Origin of the sequence: Pseudomonas sp. 21LCFQ010, from assembly GCF_024129905.1 — a bacterium.
GTDB lineage: Bacteria > Pseudomonadota > Gammaproteobacteria > Pseudomonadales > Pseudomonadaceae > Aquipseudomonas.
The window spans coordinates 84,302-100,940 of the sequence record NZ_JAMYDZ010000005.1 but is presented as its reverse complement, the minus strand read 5'-3'; the positions used below and the strand labels follow the sequence as shown (position 1 = coordinate 100,940).

The window sequence follows — 16,639 nt, the reverse complement described above, 5'->3', positions numbered from 1 at the left end:
GCGACTGCGACCTGCGCTGCGCCTGTTGGGCGCGCTTGCCCTGCTGGCAAGCCTGGCTCTGGTGCCGGGCATACTGTCTGCGCTGGCGATCAGGGTTCCCGAACTCGCCATCACCCTCTACTGGGCGACCTTGCTGGCGCTGCTTGGCATCGCCTTGCTCGACGCCGTACGGGTTGCGCGCCTGCCCTCCCCGCGGCTGCAGCGGCACATGCCCGCCAGCCTGGCGCTGGGGCGCTGGAGCGACGTGCAACTGGAGGTGCAACACGACGCCGCCGCAGTCATGCAACTGCGCATCTTCGACCATGTACCGGACGGGCTGGAATTTGAACACCTGCCACAAAACCTGAACCTGCCCCCTCAGCAGACGGCACGCCTGAACTGGCGTTTGCGTCCGCTGCAACGCGGGCGCTTCAACTTCGAACGCTGCGAGGTGATCCTGCACAGCCCGCTGCGGCTCTGGGAAAGCCGCCGTTACCTGGCCCTGCCTGACCCCGTCAAGGTCTATCCCGACTTTGCCCGTCTTTATGACGGACCGCTGCAGGGTATCGAAAACTGGTTGAGTCAGATCGGTGTGCGCCAATTGCAGCGCCGTGGCCTGGGCCAGGAATTTCATCAGTTACGGGAGTTTCGTGAAGGCGACAGTCTGCGGCAGATCGACTGGAAAGCCACTGCCCGGCATCGCACACCGATAGCCCGTGAATATCAGGACGAGCGCGATCAGCAGATCATGCTGATGCTCGATTGCGGACGGCGCATGCGCAGTCAGGACGATGCGCTGGCGCACTTCGATCACGGCCTCAATGCCTGCCTGCTCCTCAGCCACATCGCCCTGCGCCATGGCGACGCAGTCGGCCTGTCGACCTTTGCCGGCGAACAGCAACGCCACCTGCCGCCCGGCAAGGGCCAGCGCCAGTTGAACCTGTTGCTCAACGCGCTGTTCGACCTGCAGAGTACCCGGCGCCCCGCTGACTACAACGCCGCTGTGCAGCAGCTATTGAGCAGGCAGAAACGCCGCGCCCTGGTGATTCTGGTCACCAACCTGCGCGATGAAGATGATGAGCAACTGCTGTGCGCCGTACGGCAACTGGGCCAACGTCACCGGGTGCTGATCGCCAGCCTGCGCGAAAGTGTGCTGGACCGCCTGCGTGAGGAACAGGTCGAGCGCTACGATCAGGCGCTGGCCTACTGTGGTGCGGTCGACTTTCTCAACGCTCGCAATAGCCTGCACGAGCGTCTCGAAGCGCTAGGGATACCCGTGATCGATGTACGCCCCGAAGAACTCGGCGCGCATTTTATAAACCGCTATCTGGGATTGAAGAAAGGCGGCGTTCTATAACGCCGCACTCCCATGCCTGCTGTCGATCAGGCTGAAGCTTCCAGAGGATAGAAGCTGAAATAATGCTGCAGGCTGTGCATCAGATCGAAGTACTCCTGCGGCGCTTCCTGGATATGAAACCCCGAGTCATAACAACCCGGCGTCACGTCCTCGTGACACCACTGGCACGTCGCACTGACATCGACCATTCGAAAGCCGTCGTTGCCCGACGGCACTTTCAGACGCAGGTCGAAGCGCCCGCCCACCAGCATCGGCAAATCGCTGATGAGCATCAATCCATCTTCGGAGACGTTGCCCAGACACCCCATGGGTCGATCGGTATACCGATTGAACACCTGGAGAAAATACTGCAGCTCGTGCCGTTCTATTCTTCTGTCCTTAAGCATGGCAGCCCCTTCAATGACCACGGGTGGCATTCATGATGACGTTGCTAAACGCTGCACGAGTGCCCCGGCCCGCTGCATGAAAATCCCTGGATGCAGGGCTTTTCAGCCCTTTCATTCCGTTAACACACAGACTAGCGCAATTTATATTTAGATCCACCCGATTACAGTACCAATCATCCAATCGGGTGTAACTAGCGTGAAGCAGGAAAAGTTTTCGCCGCCTCACGTTGCGGGTAGTGGCCCAGTTGCGCCAGCGTATCGAGCCGCGCCCTGGCACGGAACGCATATTCGTTGCCCGGATACTGGTTGATGATGAACAGATAGGTCTGCGCGGCATCGACATACAGTTTTTGTTTTTCCAGACACTGGCCACGCAGCATCGACACCTCAGGCTGCACATAACGGCGCGCCCGGCTTTGTCGATCCACCTTGGACAAGGACAACAGCGCACTGTCGCAGTCGCCACGGTCATAGGCGCGGTAAGCACTGTTGAGGTTGGAGTTCATCGCCCAACGGGTACAACCACTGACGGCGGCCAGCAACACGATAATCATCAAGATACGCATGGGTCATCTCCTGTTCTGTGCCTGATATCGGCGGCAATGCAAATTTCTTCAGCCCGCCTGATCAACCAGCTGTCAGACGATTGCCCTGTCTGATGACAGCAAGGTAGTGCAAAGGAACAATGACTACAGGTCCAGAGAGGAGTAGCCTCTCGCTGCGCTTCAATCAAGGAGTTTGTGCATGACCGTTCGCCGTACCAAAATCGTCGCCACACTGGGCCCTGCGAGTAACTCGCCGGAAGTCATCGAGCAACTGATCCTCTCGGGTCTGGATGTTGCCCGCCTCAACTTCTCCCATGGCACCCCGGACGAGCACAAGGCTCGCGCCAAGCTGATCCGCGAGATCGCTGCCAGACACGGCCGCTTCGTCGCACTGCTGGGCGACCTGCAAGGTCCGAAGATTCGTATCGCCAAATTTACCGACAAGCGTATCGAGCTCAAGGTCGGTGACAAGTTCACTTTCTCCACCGCTCACCCGCTGACCGATGGCAACCAGGAAATCGTCGGTATCGACTACCCGGACCTAGTCAAAGACTGTGGTGTGGGTGACGTACTGCTGCTGGACGACGGCCGCGTGGTCATGCGTGTCGATACCCAGACCGCCACTGATCTGCACTGCACCGTACAGGTCGGCGGCCCGCTTTCGGACCATAAAGGCATCAACCGCCTCGGTGGCGGCCTGACTGCGCCGGCCCTGACCGACAAAGACAAGCGTGACATCAAGCTGGCCGCCGAGATGGACCTGGACTACCTGGCCGTGTCGTTCCCGCGTGACGCCTCAGACATGGAATACGCTCGTCAGCTGCGCGATGAAGCCGGCGGCACTGCCTGGCTGGTGGCCAAGATCGAGCGCGCCGAAGCCGTTGCCAACGATGAAACCCTCGATGCACTGATTCGCGCCAGCGATGCAGTCATGGTTGCCCGTGGCGACCTGGGCGTTGAAATCGGCGACGCCGAGCTGGTTGGCGTGCAGAAGAAAATCATTGCCCATGCGCGCACCCACAACAAGGCTGTGATCGTCGCCACGCAAATGATGGAGTCGATGATCACCAGCCCGATGCCGACCCGCGCTGAAGTCTCCGACGTGGCCAACGCCGTGCTCGACTACACCGACGCGGTAATGCTCTCGGCAGAAAGTGCCGCCGGCTCCTATCCGGTCGAAGCCGTCCAGGCCATGGCACGTATCTGCCTGGGTGCTGAACGTCACCCAACCGGCAAGAGCTCCAAGCACCGTATCGGCGAAAGCTTCACCCGTTGCGACGAGAGCATCGCGCTGGCCGCGATGTACACCGCCAACCATTTCCCTGGCGTAAAAGCGATCATCGCCCTGACCGAAAGCGGCTACACCCCGCTGATCATGTCGCGGATTCGCTCGTCGGTACCGATCTTCGCCTTCTCTCCGCACCGCGATACTCAGGCCCGTGCGGCCATGTTCCGCGGCGTGTACACCATCCCGTTCGATCCGGCTTCGCTGCCGCCAGGCCAGGTCAGCCAGGCTGCGGTAGACGAGCTGCTCAAGCGCGGGCTGGTCGAGCAAGGCGACTGGGTCATCCTGACCAAGGGCGACAGCTACCACACCATCGGTGGCACCAACGGCATGAAGATCCTGCACGTTGGCGACCCGCTGGTCTGAGACGGCTGCAGGTTGTAGAAAAAAGCCCCGGCGCGTAAGCGACCGGGGCTTTTTCATGTGCTCAGCTCAGCGCACCGTATCGCCCGCCCCCAGAAACACATCCGTCAGTACCCGGTTACGTGCGACCCCGGCCAGGTAAAGACTCTTGGCAAAGGTCTCGGCACTGACGGCGCTGCCACAGACCAACGCCACGGCCTGACGCGCCAACAAACGCAGCTCAGCCAACGCCGCCTGCAACTCGACCGCAGTGACCAGCCGCACCTGCAGCTGCGGATGCTGCTGCTCAAGCTGGCGCAAATCGCCGGCCAGATAGTGCTCGGTGCTGTCATGCGCCAGATGGATAAGCCGAATGCTGCCTTGATGCTGCTGACGCAAGGCCTCGCGCAACACGCCCCACAACGGCCCAAGGCCACTGCCACCCGCCAGCAACAACAGTGGTCGCTCCTGCCAGTCCAGGTCATAGTGCAAAGCGCCGCCGCGCAACTCACCCAGGCGCAGATGATCGCCAGGCTGCAACTGGCGCGCAGCCGAACAAAAAGCCCCGCGATGGCGGCAATCGATATGAAATTCGAGAAAGGGGTCTTCGCCGGGCAGGCTGGCCAGTGAGTACGGCCGAGCGATGCCGTTGGCACTCCACAGCACTTGATGCTGCCCCGCGCGATAGCGCTGCATACGCTGCGGTTCCAGACGCAGACGCAACAGGTTGGCGCTGAGCCAGTCACAGCCGATGACCTGCGCCGGTATGCCGTCTTTCAAGGGGTCGAAGACTTCCACGGCAAGGTCGGCAACCACCCGACACTGACAAGCCAGGCGCCAGCCCTGCTCTCGTTTGGCGGCGGCCAGCGCCTCGGGGCGCGCATCCAGCGGCTCGCCTTCAAGGCAGCGCACCAGGCAGGCATGGCAACTGCCTGCCCGGCAACTATAAGGAATGGCAATCCCGGCCTGATGCAGTGCATCGAGCAGGTTACTGGCAACATCGACCGGCCAGCGCCGCTCACCAACTCGCAGATTGGGCATCGAGAATTCCTGACACCACCGGTAAAAATATCGGCGATTGTACAGGTTGGCTGGCCGGGCGGGTTATACTGCCGCGCCTTTTGCGCCCGCTACGACGTGAGACCGAACGCGCTGGACCGGCCCTAACCTGCCGCCAGAGCCACGCCGATTAGCGTAATCAATGTTCCCGACCCTGAAGAGGAGCGCGCTGCATGACCGTGATCAAGCAAGACGACCTGATACAGAGCGTTGCCGACGCCCTGCAGTTCATTTCCTACTACCATCCCGTGGACTTCATCCAGGCGATGCATGAAGCCTATCTGCGTGAAGAGTCTCCGGCAGCGCGCGACTCCATTGCCCAGATCCTGATCAACTCGCGCATGTGCGCCACCGGCCACCGGCCGATCTGCCAGGACACCGGTATCGTGACCGTGTTTGTGCGCGTGGGCATGGACGTGCGCTGGGATGGCGCGACGCTGAGCGTCGACGACATGATCAACGAAGGCGTACGCCGCGCCTACAACCTGCCGGAAAACGTCCTGCGCGCCTCGATCCTGGCCGACCCGGCCGGTAGCCGCAAAAATACCAAGGACAACACTCCGGCGGTCATTCATTACTCCATCGTGCCGGGTAATACCGTCGAGGTGGACGTTGCAGCCAAAGGCGGCGGCTCGGAAAACAAGTCGAAGATGGCCATGCTCAACCCGTCCGACTCGATCGTTGACTGGGTCCTGAAAACCGTACCCACCATGGGTGCTGGCTGGTGCCCACCGGGCATGCTGGGTATCGGCATCGGCGGCACCGCCGAGAAAGCGGCAGTGATGGCCAAGGAAGTGTTGATGGAATCCATCGACATCCACGAGCTCAAGGCCCGCGGCCCGCAGAACCGCATCGAAGAGATCCGCCTGGAGCTGTTCGAGAAGGTCAACCAGCTGGGCATCGGTGCCCAGGGGCTGGGCGGCCTGACCACCGTGCTCGACGTCAAGATCATGGACTACCCGACCCACGCCGCTTCCCTGCCGGTGTGCATGATCCCCAACTGCGCCGCCACCCGTCACGCGCACTTCGTGCTCGACGGTTCCGGCCCGGCCGAACTGGAAGCCCCGTCGCTGGACGCCTACCCGGAAATCGTCTGGGAAGCTGGCCCGTCGGCCCGCCGCGTGAACCTCGACACACTGACCCCGGAAGAAGTACAGAGCTGGCAGCCAGGCGAAACTGTGCTGCTCAACGGCAAGATGCTCACCGGCCGCGATGCCGCGCACAAGCGCATGGTCGAGATGCTCAACAAGGGCGAGAGCCTGCCGGTGGACCTCAAGGGTCGCTTCATTTACTACGTCGGTCCGGTCGACCCGGTTCGTGAAGAAGTGGTAGGCCCGGCTGGCCCGACCACCGCAACGCGGATGGACAAATTCACCCGTCAGATCCTTGAGCAGACCGGCCTGCTGGGCATGATCGGCAAGTCCGAGCGCGGCCCTGCTGCCATCGACGCGATCAAGGACCACAAAGCGGTTTACCTGATGGCGGTCGGCGGCGCGGCTTACCTGGTGGCCCAGGCGATCCGCAAGTCGAAAGTGGTTGCCTTCGCCGAGCTGGGCATGGAAGCGATCTACGAGTTCGAGGTCAAGGACATGCCGGTCACCGTTGCGGTGGACAGCAAGGGTGAGTCGGTGCACATCACCGGTCCCGCGATCTGGCAGAAAAAGATCAGTGACAGCCTGGCGGTAGAGGTGCAGTAAGCACTGCGTCAGAGGAGAGCCCGGCCAGAAATGGCCGGGCTTTTTTATGCCCGTTCGTCAGGGCCTGTCATTTCTGTCAGTAGACCTGCACCGTGGCAGCCCGCACACTGGCGCCGCAGTGCTGGAAAAGTGTCAGGGACGACAAGCCCTTCTCCCTTCTGGTCAGGTCCGTCAGGTTATCGGGTGTGACCGAGCAACAGGATAGTGCTGGCAACACTGGTGGTGTTGCTGCCAAAAGCGATCAGCTAGACCACTCGGGACAATGCGCATGGTCAGGCGTGTCTTGATCGGTGAACTGGTGGCCATCGGCAATGCCGAGAGGGAGAAGGCTCAATTGATTGACCTGCCAGTTGCAATGCTGTGCAGGAGCGTTCCCGCGCCACCTCTAAAAACGAGGGCGATGGCAACGGCATAGCTCATCAGGCAACTTCGGTTCAACCACGCCGGTCCAGCAAATTGACCACCAGCCGGTCCAGCCAGCCCCAGACCCGCTGCTTGACTCGCCGCCACAATGGCCGGGATTTCCAGTCAGCCAGGGTGACCTGTGTACTGTTGGCAAAGTCGGCGGTGAAGCTGGCACTGACTTGTGCGGTGAGGACCGGGTCGATGGCTTCGACGTTGGCTTCCAGGTTGAAGCGCAGGTTCCAGTGGTCGAAGTTGCACGAGCCAATGCTGGTCCAGTCGTCGATCAACACCATTTTCAGGTGCAGGAAGCACGGCTGGTACTCGAAGATTTTCACCCCGGCGCGCAGCAGTCTTGGGTAGTAACGATGACCTGCGTAGCGTACCGAAGGATGATCAGTGCGCGGCCCGGTCAGCAACAGGCGCACGTCCACGCCACGCAGCGCCGCCTTGCGCAAGGCCCGGCGTACGCGCCAGGTCGGTAGAAAATACGGCGTCGCCAGCCAGATACGGCGCTGGCCGCTGTGCAGGGCGCGGACCAGTGACTGGACAATGTCACGGTGCTGGCGGGCATCGGCATAGGCCACCCGCCCCAAGCCCTGCCCGGAGGTCGGTACCCTGGGTAAATGGGTGAGGCCGAAATTCTGCTCGGGTCGCCAGGCGGTGCGCCGTTCGTTGACGTGAAACTGCCGGTCGAACAACGCCTGCCAGTCGATCACCAGCGGCCCCTGAACCTGCACCATCACCTCATGCCACTGGCTGACCGGTTTGTGCGGCTCCCAGAACTCATCAGTGACCCCGGTCCCACCGACTACCGCCAGACGCTTGTCGACCAACAGCAATTTGCGGTGATCACGGTAGAGGTTACGCAAACCGCGCTGCCAGCGGATCGGGTTGTAAAAGCGCAGGATAACCCCGGCACTCTCCAGACGCTGGCGCAAGCCGTTACCAAACGCCTGGGCACCATAGCCATCGAACAGACAGCGGACGATAACCCCACGCTGCGCGGCAGCCGTCAGCGCCTGTACCACGGTTTCGGCACACGCGCCCGACTCGACCAGATACAACTCCAGATCGACCTGTTGCACAGCGCTGTCGATGGCGGCCAGCATGCGCGGGAAAAATACCGGACCGTCGATCAGCAGTTCGAACTGATTGTCCTTGCGCCACGGAAAAATCGCACCGCCCATGCTCAGTGCGCCGCGAACATCAGCACGGCGCCCACCGGCATCGTGAAACGCGGCGCATCGAGGCCTGCGGTAAATGACCACGGTAAGGATTGATTGTCTGGATACCCGTTGGCCTGGGCGGGCAAAAGGCAAAGGCGTTCGAGCATGCAGACTCCGCAATGAAAGGCAGTGACAGCCACCACAAGGTGGCTTGTCTGTGCCTGTCAGACCACAGGCAAACCGCCCGGTTCGCAGGACTACAGCAGACGACAGCCCTGTCGCTGCCCCAGCCACATGGCCCGACTGCTACGCCCCAGGCCGCTGGCGGTCACGGTACGGGTTGCCTGATCTTCCTGCAAGGTGGCGGGCAGGTACTGTTTCACGTAGCTGCGACAGTATTGCGCAGGGTTGCCCGTGACATAGCGGCACGAACAGTACTCCTTGGCGGTGTAGGCACTGATGATGTCGGGAAACACCTGGAGCGCGACCCGATGCTGCCATGCCCAGATCGCCAGCACGATCAGCACCGGCAGCACCATGCTCAATAACGGATGGCGGCGGATCAGGTTTTTCTGACGGCTCATGGGCGGGCCTGCGGGCCAAACGCGGCCAGTACATGGTTCAAGAGTTCAGCGTGCTGATAGCTGCCGTCCCGGTCGTCGCCATAACGCACCACTACCAGCCCGGCACTGGGGATCACATACAAGGCCTGCCCCCAATGCCCCAGCGCGGCAAAGGTATCAGCCGGTGCCTGTGGCCACGGCCCGGCGGCACCGGACGCGGTGCGGTTGAGCCACCAGTGCCCGCCAATGACTTCGCTGCCCGCCTCGGCGTTGTGACCGGCGAAGGGCGCCAGGACAAAATCGACCCAGGCCAGGGGCACCAGCTGCCGCTGCTGCCAGCGCCCGGACCGCTGCATCAGCAAGCCGATCCGGGCCAGGTCACGGGCGGTCATGTACAGGTAGGACGAACCGACAAAGGTGCCGCTGGCATCGCGCTCCCACACCGCACTGCTAATGCCCAGCGGCTCGAACAGCGCCGTCCACGGGTAGTCGGGGTAAGCCTGCTCGCCGACCACGCCCTTCAAGGCGGCCGCCAGCACATTGCTGTCACCACTGGAGTAGCGCCATGCAGTGCCTGGCGTCCAGGCCTTGGCATGGCTGGCGGTAAAACCGGCCATGTCTTGCCGGCCACGGGTGTAGAGCATCGCCACCACCGAAGAGTTGAGCGGCGCGTATTCGTAGTCTTCCTGCCAGTCGAGCCCGGATGACCAATGCAGCAGGTCGGCAATCGTGACATCCGGGTGCGCCTTGAACGGCGGATAAAACCTCGCGACAGGGTCCTGCAAGCGCAACCGGCCTTCACCGAATGCCACGCCCAGCAAGGTGGCCAGCACGCTCTTGCTCACCGACCAGGTCAGGTGTGGTGTGTTCACGCCGGTCACCCCGGCATAACGTTCGTAGACGATCTGCCCGTCACGGATGACCAGCAAGGCATCGCTGCGCACGCCTTTGCGCTCAACCTCGTCACGTGCAGGGAACGCGTAGCTCTCAAGCATCCCAAGGGCCGGCGTTGCCACCACAGGCGCGCGGCTCCACTGCGCATCTGGCCACTGCTCGGCATGGCTGAAGGCGCAGGCGACATTCAAGACAAGAAGCAGGCCGAGCCTGACCAGGCGAGCTGCCATGAGGGAATGTTCCACTGGAGGTTTGCGCGACGTTAGCAACTTTTGATGACAAAACCGATTCGTCAAGACAAGGAAATGCGCCGTAACACAAGCATCACCAAATCTTCACGGGCATGACACGGCACCTCCCTAGCCTGCAAGTACAGCAATGCGCTTGGACAAATCAGTCGACCGGCCCCTTGCATGGCTGGCTCCCGGAGAGTTCGCATGACCCAGATCGCCCGCATCCGTGACAACAGTTCCGAACGTCGTCTGCAGGCCGAACGCCTGGCCGGGCCACGCGCCCTGCTCGAAGCCCAGGCACTGCGCTTCAGCGTATTCAGCGAAGAGTTCAACGCCCGGCTCAAAGGCGCCGAACAGGGCCTGGACGTTGATGACTATGATGTCCACTGCATGCACATCGGCGTACGCGACTTGAACACCGGGCGCCTGGTGGCCACCACCCGCCTGCTGGATCACAAAGCCGCCAGCACGCTGGGACGCTTCTACAGCGAAGAAGAATTCAGCCTGCATGGCCTGGCCCATCTGCAAGGCCCGATCCTGGAACTGGGGCGCACCTGTGTCGACCCGGCCTACCGCAACGGCGGCACTATTGCCGTGCTGTGGAGCGAACTGGCCGAAGTGCTCAACGAAGGCGGCTACAGCTACCTGATGGGGTGTGCCAGCATCCCGATGCAGGACGGCGGCGTACAGGCCCACGCGATCATGCAGCGGCTGCGCGAGCGCTACCTGTGCACCGAACACCTGCGCGCCGAACCCAAGACCCCGCTGCCGAGCATGGATGTACCTGGCAACGTGATCTGCGAAATGCCGCCCTTGCTCAAGGCCTATATGCGGCTGGGCGCGAAGATCTGCGGCGAGCCATGCTGGGATCAGGATTTCCAGGTGGCCGACGTGTTCATCCTGCTCAAGCGCGATGAGCTCTGCCCGCGCTACGCCCGCCATTTCAAGGCGGCCGTGTAATGAGCCGGCTGCGCAGCCTTGCGCGCGTGGCCCGGGTGTTGCTGGTGATCGGCGCCGGCCTGCTGCTGGCAACGCTGGTGGCGACACTCGAACGCCTCAGGCTCGGCGGCTCCATGCGTCTGCGGCAGAACTGCAGCCGCTGGTTCATGGCACGTCTGAGCAACGCCCTGCCGTTTCGCGTGACGGTACACGGTGAGTTGCCCCGCGAGCCGATGCTGTGGGTCTGCAATCACGTGTCATGGACCGATATTCCACTGCTGGGCCAACTGACCCCGCTGTCGTTTCTGTCCAAGGCCGAGGTACGCACCTGGCCCATCGCCGGCTGGCTGGCGCTCAAGGCCGGCACCCTGTTCATCCGCCGCGGCGCCGGTGACAGCCGCCTGGTGCAACGCCAGATGAGCGGCTTGCTGCAACAAGGCAGCCCGCTGATGATTTTCCCGGAGGGCACCACCACCGATGGCCGCGCCTTGCGCACCTTCCATGGTCGTTTGCTGGCCAGTGCCATAGAAGCTGAAGTGGCTCTGCAGCCGGTGGCCATTGAATACCGCCGCGATGGCCAACCCGATCCGATTGCGCCGTTTATCGGTGATGATGACCTGCTGTCACACATCCGCCGCCTGTTCGCCAACCCACAGAGCGACGTGCATATTCACCTGCTCAAGCCGATTGCCAGTAGCGGCCAGGAACGTGCCGCCCTGGCCTACCAGGCGCAACAGGCGGTTCAGCACGCGCTGTTCGGTACGACCAGCGAAGACGTCACCGTCGCCGCCTCGTCGGCCAAAGCGGCCTGAGCAAATGCCTGCAAGTATGGGTAGAAGGTCTTGAAGTCGGCGCTCAAGGGCCGGTACAAGCCAGGCAACTCACGCATGGCTTCGTAAAGGCCCGCAGGCCGCGACAGGCGCCGGGCGATGCCACTCAAGGCCGCCTCAACGACCTCATAATCGCGATATGACCCCAGCCAGTCCTGCGCCGCCATGCGCGGTGCCACCAACGCCAGCCGCTCTGGCAAGTCAGGCTCGGCAGCCAACAGACCATAGACCTTGCCGGTAAAGTCATCCAGCGACTCATCGGCATACTGAGCCCAATCGCGGGCCAGGCAATGGTCGAAGAACACATCCAGCGCGATCCCGGCATAGCGCCGATTGCCTTCAGTGAACCGGGCCAATGCTGCCTTGATCAAAGGGTGCTGGTCAGTAAAGACATCGATGCGTCGATGCAGGCGAATCGAAGCCTCCAGCTCCGGAGCAAAACGCCCGGCCAGGGTTCCTTTGACGAAATCACCGTACAGGCTGCCAAGCAGTTGCGCTGGACGCTGACCGCCAACATGAAGATGTGCCAGGTAGTTCATGGCTGCAAGCCTACGCCGGTTTAGCGCCAGGGTCACCTCTATATCGTCATAACCCGATATACCGATTTATGCCGTACTTAGTCACTCTGGATATTTGTACATCGCGATACAACGATATATGGTTCTCGCTACCGAGACGCACCGCAGCACTCTCAAAATGACCCTGAACATCGACCTCGACGAAATCATCAAAGCCCTGGCCCACCCGGTCCGCCGCGACATTCTCGTGTGGCTCAAGACCCCCGAGGCGTTTTTTCCGTCCCAGCAACATTGCCATGAGCATGGCGTATGCGCCGGGCAAATCGATCAGCGCACCGGGCTTTCGCAATCGACCGTGTCTGCGCACCTTGCCACCTTGCAACGCGCCGGCCTGATCATCAGCAAAAAGGCCGGCCAGTGGCATTTCTTCAAACGCAATGAAGACACCATCCAGGCGTTCATTGCCGCGTTGGTTCAAGAGCTCGACAACCCGTGCTGAACAGCGTGTTTTGAAAAACCAACAGATTAACCATTAGAGGGTTTCGTGCATGACTACACTCTTTGACCCGATCACCGTGGGCGAGCTGCAACTGCCCAACCGCATCATCATGGCCCCATTGACCCGTTGCCGCGCCGACGAAGGCCGGGTACCCAATGCAATGATGGCCGAGTATTACGTGCAGCGGGCCTCGGCGGGCCTGATCATCAGCGAAGCCACTTCCGTAACGCCGATGGGCGTGGGCTACCCTGACACCCCCGGCATCTGGTCCAGCGACCAGGTGCGCGGCTGGAGCAATATCACCAAAGCGGTGCACGGCGCCGGTGGCCGTATCGTGGTGCAGTTGTGGCATGTCGGGCGCATCTCGCACCCCTCTTATCTGAATGGTGAAGCCCCGGTGGCGCCCAGCGCGGTTCAGCCAGCCGGCCATGTGAGCCTGTTACGCCCGCAGGCAGACTACCCGACACCGCGCGCCCTGGAACTGGCCGAAATCGGCGACATCATCGACGCCTATCGCAGTGGTGCAGAGAACGCCAAGGCCGCAGGCTTTGACGGTGTCGAACTGCATGCCGCCAACGGTTACCTGATCGACCAGTTCCTGCAAACCAGAACCAACCTGCGCACTGATCGCTACGGCGGTTCGCTGGAAAATCGTGCACGCCTGCTGCTGGAAGTCACCGATGCGCTGATCGAAGTCTGGGGCGCAGGCCGGGTCGGTGTGCATCTGGCACCGCGTGCCGATGCTCACGACATGGGCGATGACAACCTGACCGAAACCTTCAGCTATGTGGCGAAAGAACTGGGCAAGCGCGGCATCGCCTTTATCTGCTCGCGCGAGCACGAAGCTGCCGACAGCCTGGGGCCGCGCCTGAAAAAGGATTTTGGCGGGGTGTACATCGCCAATGAGAAATTCACCAAAGCCAGCGCCACCGCCTGGCTCGAAAGCGGCAAGGCGGATGCCGTGGCCTTTGGTGTGCCGTTTATCGCCAACCCGGACCTGACCGAGCGGCTGGCGCAGGATGCCCCGCTAAACCAGGCCAACCCGCAGACTTTCTACGGTAAAGGGCCGGTTGGCTATATCGACTACCCGCGCCTTTGATCACACGACAGCCTCGAACAGGGCTGCCACCTGGGTAGGGTCGATCACCCCCAGCTCATTGCCCTCGGTATCGGTCACGGTGCCGTCCGGGTACAGCCAGCGCTCCTGGCCATTGGCATCCGGGTAAAAGATCGGCCCGTCCTGCTTGCGCCAGGAACCGTCCGGATTTTCGATATCACCATTGGGGTACTGCCTGACCCCGTCGGGGTGCAGGAGGGTGCCGTCGGCATACTGCACCGCCCCATTGGGGTGGATGGCGGCCTGAGCCTGCTTGTCGATGACGACACCATCGGGTAACACCGCGGTGTCGCGGTCAGGAAAGACACTGCCAACCGGATACAACACGCCGCCCACTGTCGCTACATTGGCCAGGATACCGGTAACGTTCAGAACGTTTTCCAGCGGCGCCGGGCGGGCAGGCAATTCAGGCAGCGTCGAGGCATCCAGCCGGTTACGCGGCGTACCGCTGAGCATGGGCAGCATGCCCGGTGCGGTAACCGCGCCAGGTGATGGCTTGCGCGGGGCAGGCTCAGGGGCCTTTGCGGCAGGTTTTGGCGGGATCACAGGGCGGGTACCGGCAGTAACGGAACCTGGACCTGGCGTCTGGATACCAGGACGCTGAGTGCCTGGGGTTGGCCTGCCCCCTGGCGGCAGGGGCCTGGGCGGCTGGCCGGTCGCAGCCCCGGGTTTGGGCGGCGCAGGCGTCGGCGAAACAGACGGTTTGGGCTTGCCAGGTGGTATGCGCGGGGCGAGGCGTTTATTGAAGCTATTGATTGCACTGGGTCCTTTCATCGTGAAACTCCATCTGGTTGAGGATGGCCGCACGATAAAACACCCTGTCTGACACGGTGCGCTACATATGTAACGCACCGCCAATTACTGCAATCAATTCAACGCCTGCGGGCCCATCACTGGCTGGACCCGATGCGCTGCGACAGATTCTGCACCTGGCTGGTCAAGGCATTGATGTTACGGGTGACCTGGGTGCGGAACGCATCGAACTCGGCGTTATTCGGACCATTGCCAGCGCTCGGCGCCGGACGGTTTTCCTGCTCGCTCTTGAGCACCAGCAGTTCCTGCTCCAGACGCTCGATGGCAGCCGTGGAATTGCCCTGCTTCTTCAACGCCGCAACGTCGGCAGCCAACGCCTTGAGCTGGGTATCGAGCTTACCCTGCTCGCCCTGCGCCGCCTTGAGCTGTTCAGGCAGGGCCGTTTTGAACGCGTTGAGTTCGGCCAGCAACGTCTTGAGCTGCTCCTGCAACTGGCTCAGTTCGCTCTGCTGCTGGGTCGCTTGGCCACCTAGCTGCTCAAGGCGCTTGTCCAGGCTGCCCTGCTGGCCCTCGGTGCTTTCGCGCTGTTTTTCCTGGTCTTGCAGTTGCGCTTCCAGCAGGCCCAGACGCTGCTTGAGGACTTCGCCATCGCTGCTCAGCGCTTCGGTGGCCACCATCTTGCCGGAGATGTCCTGCAGGCGGCCTGCCGCGTCTTCGCTGATCCTGGCAAAGCTCTCCTGGGTTGCCACCAGTTGCTGCTCCATCAGCGAAATCTGCTGAAAGCTCCACCAACCCAGGCCACAAAAAGCAATCACCAGCGCGCCGATCAGCGCCCAAAGCGCACCGGTGCTGGCGGGCCTGACCTTGACCACTGGCGTGTCGCGGGAATACACCGTGGTGCGCTCACGGGCGCCTTTGGCCGTTACGAAGTCGTCATCGTCATCATCCCTGGCACTCAGGCTGGGGATGTCATCGATGTCGTCGTGTGGATCGTTACGCATACTCAATCCTTAAAGTGGTCCAGCCCGAGGCAGTATAAATGCCCGAATACGGCGCTACGGTTAATAGCCTTGATACAGATGCCCCGCCTTTGACCAGGCACAGAACTCATCGAGCGCCGACCACAGGCTGATCTGCGGGTCATAACCCAGATAATGCCGGGCACGGCTGATATCCAGGGTGAAATCCTTGCTCATCATCTGCACCCCCAGACGTGACATCGTGGGTTCCGGCTGGCCAGGCCAAAGCAGGCACACGGCCTCGTTGAGCATCGCCATACTGCTGGCAAGGCAGACAGCGCGGTAGCGCCTGACCTGCGGTAACTGCATCTGGCGCATGACGTAGTTGATCGCATCCCAGAGCGGCACCGGCTGACCGTTGCTGATGTTGTAGACCTGCCCCAGGGCCGCATTGCCGACCTCAAGGCAACGCAGCAATGCCTGGTTGAGGTTGCCGATGCTGGTGAAATCCGCCACGTTCAAACCGTTACCGACGATCGCCAGGCGGTTCTTGGCCTGCATTTTTATCAGTCGCGCAAAGATACTGTGATCGCCAGCGCCCGTCACCAGCCGGGGACGCAGGGCGATGGTCTGCAAACCAAACTCTTGGGCGCCGAAGACCTTTTGCTCCGCCAGGTACTTGGTGGCGGCATAGGCATTGGCAAACCGCCGCGGCACCTGATCTTCCTTGAGACCGCGGTGCGAGCGCCCATCAAAACAGATCGACGGCGAAGACAGATGGACCAGCCGCCGGACTTTTTCTTTCAGGCAGGCTTCGACCACATTTTCGGTCAATTGCACGTTGGCCTGCATGAACGCCTGGCGCCGCCCCCAGAAGCCCACCGCACCGGCGCAATGCACAACGCTATCGACCTCCTTGCACAGCGCCCTGACCCGCTCGGCATCAGCCAGATCAGCGGGCATGAACTCGGCCCCCAGGCTGATCAGTTGCTCAACGGCCTCACTGCGCCTGGCAGTGACCCGTACGTCGAGCCCCTGCTCCAGAGCGAACCGCGCAAAGCGCCCGCCAATGAAGCCGCCCGCGCCGGTGACCAGAATCTTCATCTACCTATC

General features: G+C 61.8%; 18 protein-coding genes. 7 read left to right on the top strand and 11 right to left on the bottom strand.

All coding sequences use genetic code 11. The features are described from left to right. Window positions 1-4 precede the first annotated feature (4 nt). The gene (locus NJC38_RS08320; protein ID WP_253113671.1) at window positions 5-1,336 is read left to right on the top strand and encodes a DUF58 domain-containing protein; all 1,332 of its coding nucleotides are present in this window, start codon (window positions 5-7) and stop codon (window positions 1,334-1,336) included. Window positions 1,337-1,362: 26 nt separating this feature from the next. Here NJC38_RS08320 and NJC38_RS08315 read toward each other — a convergent pair whose 3' ends face one another. Together NJC38_RS08315 and NJC38_RS08310 are read right to left on the bottom strand one after the other, a co-directional pair. After that, a complete protein-coding gene (locus NJC38_RS08315) occupies window positions 1,363-1,722 on the bottom strand; it encodes a PilZ domain-containing protein (RefSeq protein ID WP_045494355.1) in 360 nt (119 codons plus the stop codon). A gap of 191 nt (window positions 1,723-1,913) precedes the next feature. Then, complete coding sequence (locus NJC38_RS08310; RefSeq protein ID WP_253113191.1) at window positions 1,914-2,288, bottom strand: tetratricopeptide repeat protein; 375 nt, start codon at window positions 2,286-2,288, stop codon at window positions 1,914-1,916. A gap of 178 nt (window positions 2,289-2,466) precedes the next feature. Here NJC38_RS08310 and pyk point away from each other — a divergent pair, with 178 nt between their 5' ends. Next, on the top strand, window positions 2,467-3,918 hold the full coding sequence (pyk, locus tag NJC38_RS08305) for a pyruvate kinase (RefSeq protein WP_045488166.1): 1,452 nt from the start codon (window positions 2,467-2,469) through the stop codon (window positions 3,916-3,918). 66 nt (window positions 3,919-3,984) lie between these two features. Here pyk and NJC38_RS08300 read toward each other — a convergent pair whose 3' ends face one another. Continuing rightward, the gene (locus NJC38_RS08300) at window positions 3,985-4,935 is read right to left on the bottom strand and encodes an iron-sulfur-binding ferredoxin reductase (RefSeq protein WP_253113188.1); all 951 of its coding nucleotides are present in this window, start codon (window positions 4,933-4,935) and stop codon (window positions 3,985-3,987) included. Between the two features lie 191 nt (window positions 4,936-5,126). Here NJC38_RS08300 and NJC38_RS08295 point away from each other — a divergent pair, with 191 nt between their 5' ends. Next, on the top strand, window positions 5,127-6,650 hold the full coding sequence (locus tag NJC38_RS08295) for a fumarate hydratase (RefSeq protein ID WP_253113185.1): 1,524 nt from the start codon (window positions 5,127-5,129) through the stop codon (window positions 6,648-6,650). 434 nt (window positions 6,651-7,084) lie between these two features. On the opposite strand, the gene NJC38_RS08290 is transcribed toward NJC38_RS08295, so the two are convergent. The 4 genes from NJC38_RS08290 to NJC38_RS08275 all read right to left on the bottom strand — a co-directional run bounded on the left by NJC38_RS08290 (window position 7,085) and on the right by NJC38_RS08275 (window position 9,908). Continuing rightward, complete coding sequence (locus NJC38_RS08290) at window positions 7,085-8,242, bottom strand: phosphatidylserine/phosphatidylglycerophosphate/cardiolipin synthase family protein (RefSeq protein ID WP_253113182.1); 1,158 nt, start codon at window positions 8,240-8,242, stop codon at window positions 7,085-7,087. Between the two features lie 2 nt (window positions 8,243-8,244). Beyond that, the gene (locus tag NJC38_RS08285; protein ID WP_253113179.1) at window positions 8,245-8,388 is read right to left on the bottom strand and encodes a hypothetical protein; all 144 of its coding nucleotides are present in this window, start codon (window positions 8,386-8,388) and stop codon (window positions 8,245-8,247) included. Window positions 8,389-8,478: 90 nt separating this feature from the next. Then, a complete protein-coding gene (locus NJC38_RS08280) occupies window positions 8,479-8,805 on the bottom strand; it encodes an amidase (protein ID WP_253113176.1) in 327 nt (108 codons plus the stop codon). Continuing rightward, window positions 8,802-9,908, bottom strand: coding sequence for a serine hydrolase (locus NJC38_RS08275; protein ID WP_253113173.1), 1,107 nt, complete (start codon window positions 9,906-9,908; stop codon window positions 8,802-8,804). Before NJC38_RS08275 ends, NJC38_RS08280 begins: the two co-directional genes overlap by 4 nt. Window positions 9,909-10,115: 207 nt before the next feature. On the opposite strand from NJC38_RS08275, the gene olsB reads away from it, so the two are divergent. Then, complete coding sequence (olsB, locus tag NJC38_RS08270; protein WP_045488149.1) at window positions 10,116-10,871, top strand: L-ornithine N(alpha)-acyltransferase; 756 nt, start codon at window positions 10,116-10,118, stop codon at window positions 10,869-10,871. Then, on the top strand, window positions 10,871-11,662 hold the full coding sequence (locus NJC38_RS08265) for a lysophospholipid acyltransferase family protein (protein ID WP_045488146.1): 792 nt from the start codon (window positions 10,871-10,873) through the stop codon (window positions 11,660-11,662). Before olsB ends, NJC38_RS08265 begins: the two co-directional genes overlap by 1 nt. Here the strand turns inward: NJC38_RS08265 and NJC38_RS08260 are convergent. Beyond that, on the bottom strand, window positions 11,593-12,219 hold the full coding sequence (locus NJC38_RS08260; RefSeq protein ID WP_045488143.1) for an ACP phosphodiesterase: 627 nt from the start codon (window positions 12,217-12,219) through the stop codon (window positions 11,593-11,595). The two genes, NJC38_RS08265 and NJC38_RS08260, sit on opposite strands and share 70 nt — an antisense overlap. Window positions 12,220-12,382: 163 nt before the next feature. On the opposite strand from NJC38_RS08260, the gene NJC38_RS08255 reads away from it, so the two are divergent. Further along, window positions 12,383-12,697: a helix-turn-helix transcriptional regulator gene (locus NJC38_RS08255; RefSeq protein WP_045494352.1), complete on the top strand. Its 315-nt coding sequence runs from the start codon at window positions 12,383-12,385 to the stop codon at window positions 12,695-12,697. Between the two features lie 49 nt (window positions 12,698-12,746). After that, a complete protein-coding gene (locus tag NJC38_RS08250) occupies window positions 12,747-13,796 on the top strand; it encodes an alkene reductase (protein WP_253113169.1) in 1,050 nt (349 codons plus the stop codon). On the opposite strand, the gene NJC38_RS08245 is transcribed toward NJC38_RS08250, so the two are convergent. From NJC38_RS08245 to NJC38_RS08235, 3 genes are all read right to left on the bottom strand, one after another. Continuing rightward, window positions 13,797-14,360: a hypothetical protein gene (locus NJC38_RS08245; RefSeq protein WP_253113167.1), complete on the bottom strand. Its 564-nt coding sequence runs from the start codon at window positions 14,358-14,360 to the stop codon at window positions 13,797-13,799. A gap of 344 nt (window positions 14,361-14,704) precedes the next feature. Continuing rightward, window positions 14,705-15,568, bottom strand: coding sequence for an ATPase (locus tag NJC38_RS08240; protein ID WP_253113164.1), 864 nt, complete (start codon window positions 15,566-15,568; stop codon window positions 14,705-14,707). 60 nt (window positions 15,569-15,628) lie between these two features. Further along, on the bottom strand, window positions 15,629-16,630 hold the full coding sequence (locus NJC38_RS08235; RefSeq protein ID WP_253113162.1) for an NAD(P)-dependent oxidoreductase: 1,002 nt from the start codon (window positions 16,628-16,630) through the stop codon (window positions 15,629-15,631). Between the last annotated feature and the right edge of the window lie 9 nt (window positions 16,631-16,639).

Excerpts from the sequence above, each read along its gene's own strand:
- NJC38_RS08315 (WP_045494355.1), bottom strand. The coding sequence starts at position 1,722 with ATGCTTAAGGACAGAAGAATAGAACGGCACGAGCTGCAGTATTTTCTC.
- NJC38_RS08310 (WP_253113191.1), bottom strand. The coding sequence starts at position 2,288 with ATGCGTATCTTGATGATTATCGTGTTGCTGGCCGCCGTCAGTGGTTGT.
- pyk (WP_045488166.1), top strand. The coding sequence starts at position 2,467 with ATGACCGTTCGCCGTACCAAAATCGTCGCCACACTGGGCCCTGCGAGT.
- NJC38_RS08300 (WP_253113188.1), bottom strand. The coding sequence starts at position 4,935 with ATGCCCAATCTGCGAGTTGGTGAGCGGCGCTGGCCGGTCGATGTTGCC.
- NJC38_RS08295 (WP_253113185.1), top strand. The coding sequence starts at position 5,127 with ATGACCGTGATCAAGCAAGACGACCTGATACAGAGCGTTGCCGACGCC.
- NJC38_RS08290 (WP_253113182.1), bottom strand. The coding sequence starts at position 8,242 with ATGGGCGGTGCGATTTTTCCGTGGCGCAAGGACAATCAGTTCGAACTG.
- NJC38_RS08285 (WP_253113179.1), bottom strand. The coding sequence starts at position 8,388 with ATGCTCGAACGCCTTTGCCTTTTGCCCGCCCAGGCCAACGGGTATCCA.
- NJC38_RS08280 (WP_253113176.1), bottom strand. The coding sequence starts at position 8,805 with ATGAGCCGTCAGAAAAACCTGATCCGCCGCCATCCGTTATTGAGCATG.
- NJC38_RS08275 (WP_253113173.1), bottom strand. The coding sequence starts at position 9,908 with ATGGCAGCTCGCCTGGTCAGGCTCGGCCTGCTTCTTGTCTTGAATGTC.
- olsB (WP_045488149.1), top strand. The coding sequence starts at position 10,116 with ATGACCCAGATCGCCCGCATCCGTGACAACAGTTCCGAACGTCGTCTG.
- NJC38_RS08265 (WP_045488146.1), top strand. The coding sequence starts at position 10,871 with ATGAGCCGGCTGCGCAGCCTTGCGCGCGTGGCCCGGGTGTTGCTGGTG.
- NJC38_RS08260 (WP_045488143.1), bottom strand. The coding sequence starts at position 12,219 with ATGAACTACCTGGCACATCTTCATGTTGGCGGTCAGCGTCCAGCGCAA.
- NJC38_RS08250 (WP_253113169.1), top strand. The coding sequence starts at position 12,747 with ATGACTACACTCTTTGACCCGATCACCGTGGGCGAGCTGCAACTGCCC.
- NJC38_RS08240 (WP_253113164.1), bottom strand. The coding sequence starts at position 15,568 with ATGCGTAACGATCCACACGACGACATCGATGACATCCCCAGCCTGAGT.
- NJC38_RS08235 (WP_253113162.1), bottom strand. The coding sequence starts at position 16,630 with ATGAAGATTCTGGTCACCGGCGCGGGCGGCTTCATTGGCGGGCGCTTT.